At 69.9% G+C, this 2564-nt stretch carries 1 protein-coding gene and 1 pseudogene; one reads left to right on the top strand and one right to left on the bottom strand.

Going from position 1 to position 2564, the window contains the following annotated elements:
- Positions 1-63: 63 nt before the first annotated feature.
- Positions 64-1164, bottom strand: a complete 1101-nt coding sequence (locus ABZ885_RS39285) for a HoxN/HupN/NixA family nickel/cobalt transporter (RefSeq protein WP_360199706.1) — start codon at positions 1162-1164, stop codon at positions 64-66.
- Between the two features lie 226 nt (positions 1165-1390).
- Here ABZ885_RS39285 and ABZ885_RS39280 point away from each other — a divergent pair.
- A pseudogene (locus ABZ885_RS39280) lies at positions 1391-2388 on the top strand (hydrolase); the annotation flags it as partial.
- Positions 2389-2564 lie beyond the last annotated feature (176 nt).

Below are 2564 nucleotides of genomic sequence, written 5' to 3'. Positions count from 1 at the left end.
TTGGGCGCGCGGGGGCGCCCCCCCCCGGCCCCCGCCGGCCCTCACTGCCGCCGCCCTGCGCGGCTACTCGGATTCGGTGCCCGCGGCGGCCAGACCGGCCGACCACTTCTCCTCGACCCTGCCCAGCTTCCAGTACGCGATCGCCGCCGCCCAGGTCAGCACGAACAGGCCGACGACGGCGTACCCGACGAAGTCGAGGTCCAGCCCGCCGATCCAGGCGACCGGACCGCTGGTGATGTCCAGCTTCTCGCCGAGCAGCCCGATCAGCTCGACCGAACCGATGACCAGCGCCACCAGCACCGACAGGCCGGTGACGGTCAGGTTGTAGTAGATCTTCCGGACCGGCTTGGAGAACGCCCACTCGTAGGCGAAGTTCATGAACGAGCCGTCGATGGTGTCCAGCAGGCTCATGCCCGCCGCGAACAGGATCGGCAGCACCAGCAGCGCGTACCAGGGCAGCTGGAAGGCCGCCGCGCCGCCCGCCAGGACCAGCAGCGACACCTCGGTCGCGGTGTCGAAGCCGAGGCCGAACAGCAGGCCGACCGGGTACATGTGCCACGACTTGGTGACGGCCCTGGTCACCCGGCCCAGGATGCGGTTCATCAGGCCGCGCTTCTCCAGCTGCGCCTCCAGCTCGGCCTCGTCGAACTCGCCCTCGCGCATCTTGCGGAACACCTTCAGGATGCCGCTGAAGGCTCCCAGGTTGATCAGGCCGAGCAGGATCAGGAACGTCCCGGAGACGGTGACGCCGATCAGACCGGTGGTCTCGTGCAGGGTGGAGTCGTCCGACTCGACCTGCCCGGCGATCGACCTGATGCCGAAGGCCAGCAGCGCGCAGAGCCCGAAGACGATCGACGAGTGGCCCAGCGAGAACCAGAAGCCGACCGAGAGCGGCCGCTTGCCCTGGCCCATCAGCTTGCGGGTGGTGTTGTCGATCGCCGCGATGTGGTCCGCGTCGAAGGCGTGCCGCATGCCCAGCGTGTAGGCGGTGAGGCCCATCCCGGCCCCGAACACCTGGCCGCCGACCTCGTAGTGCTCGGGCGCGATGACCGCGAGCAGGGTGAACCAGCCGATCACGTGCAGGGCGAGGATGAAGCCGCCCATGCCCGCCAGGCGGATCCACTCCTCACGGGTGAGCCGGTCACGCCAACGGGGGGCGGTCATCGTGGTCGTCCTTTCGGGCGGCGGTCTGAGCTGGGACATCTTCCACCCTGACCGGAGCACTTGCAACCCATGTGCAATTACGAAGGGGTTCCCAACGATCGTCATGAACCGTACAAACGCGCGTAACCTCCGGGGCCTTTCAGCACTCCCGCTACGCGCGGATACTCATGTTCTACGCGCGAATACTCGGGCGCCGACACCTCAACTCCCCACGGAGGAACGGCACATGATCCGCAATCGAAGGGCTGCTGCCCTGGCCGCGCCGGCCCTGTTCGTGGCCGGCCTCACCGGCCTCACCCCCACCGCCTCGGCCGCCCCCACGGCCGCCACCGCCCCGGCCACCGCCCCGGCCACCGCCACCGCCGCCGTGAACGCGGCCGTAAGCGCCGCCCCGCACCGCGTGCTGTTCGACAACAGCAAGGCCGAGACCGCCGGCAACGCCGACTGGATCATCTCCACCGCCCAGCCCGACCCGCTGGCCCAGAACGCCAACCCCACCACCGAGAAGAGCTGGACCGGCGCCCTCTCCGCCTGGGGCGTCGCCCTGCAGCGGACCGGCCAGTACAGCCTCAAGACCCTCCCGGCCGGCTCCACCATCAGCTACGGCACCGGTGCCGCCCTCGACCTCGCCAACTTCGACACCTTCGTGATCCCCGAGCCGAACATCCGGTTCAGCTCCGCCGAGAAGGCCGCGATCATCCGCTTCGTGCAGAACGGCGGCGGGCTCTTCCTCATCTCCGACCACACCCAGAGCGACCGCAACAACGACGGCTGGGACTCCCCCGCGGTCATCAACGACCTGCTCACCAACAACGGGGTGGACAACAACGACCCCTTCGGGTTCTCGGTCGACCTCAAGAACGTCTCCACCGACAACCCGCGCGCGGTCAACGACGCCGCCGACCCGGTGCTGCACGGCCCCTTCGGCACCGTCACCGGCTCGATCCTGCGGAGCGGCACCACCTTCACCCTCAAGCCCGCCGACAACCCGTCGGTGAAGGGCCTCGTCTACCGCACCGGCTACAGCGGCACCACCGGCGCCTTCTTCGTCACCAGCGGCTACGGCACCGGCCGGGTCGCCGTCTGGGGCGACAGCTCGCCCGCCGACGACGGCACCGGGCAGTCCGGCAACACCCTCTTCAACGGCTGGAACGACCCGGCGGGCACCAACGCCGCCCTCGCCCTCAACGCCACCGCCTGGCTCAGCAAGGCGTGAGCGGCGGCACGCGGGCCGGTGTGAACGGCGGCGCGCGGGCCCGTACGAACAGCGGCACGCGGGCCGGCGCCGACAGCGGCGCGCCGTGACGTGGATGCTCGCGAACACCAGTGACCCGCCGTCCGGCACATCGTGCTGGACGACCGGGAAGAGGTGTTCCTCCTCGGCGGCGCAGTGGCTGAAC

Origin of the sequence: Kitasatospora sp. NPDC047058, from assembly GCF_040643935.1 — a bacterium.
GTDB lineage: Bacteria > Actinomycetota > Actinomycetes > Streptomycetales > Streptomycetaceae > Kitasatospora.
Note: the sequence above shows the minus strand (reverse complement) of the source record. Positions and strands in the feature narration are given on the sequence as shown.

What these genes read in the sequence shown, in the direction of transcription:
- ABZ885_RS39285 (WP_360199706.1), bottom strand. Translation starts at nt 1,164, where the DNA reads ATGACCGCCCCCCGTTGGCGTGACCGGCTCACCCGTGAGGAGTGGATC.